The 265-nt window shown below is 64.9% G+C and carries 1 pseudogene; it reads left to right on the top strand.

Going from position 1 to position 265, the window contains the following annotated elements:
* Positions 1–265, top strand: a pseudogene (locus ACLJNW_RS25785) (glycerol-3-phosphate acyltransferase); the annotation flags it as partial.

A 265-nucleotide genomic window follows, 5' to 3' on the forward strand; every position in this document is an offset into this window, starting at 1 on the left:
GTCACCGACCTGGAGCGCACCCTGGCCGATTGCCAACTGATCTTCGTCGCCTTGCCCTCCAGCGCCCTGCGCAAGGTGCTGCAACCACACCAGGCGGCATTGACGGACAAGCTGCTGGTGAGCCTGACCAAGGGCATCGAGGCGCACACCTTCAAGCTGATGAGTGAGATCCTCGAGGAAATCGCCCCGCAAGCCCGCATCGGGGTGATTTCCGGCCCGAACCTGGCGCGCGAGATCGCAGAGCACGAGCTGACCGCCACGGTGG

The sequence above is a fragment of the Salmonella sp. SAL4457 genome, from assembly GCF_046548235.1.
In the GTDB taxonomy this organism is placed as follows: domain Bacteria; phylum Pseudomonadota; class Gammaproteobacteria; order Enterobacterales; family Enterobacteriaceae; genus Salmonella; species Salmonella enterica.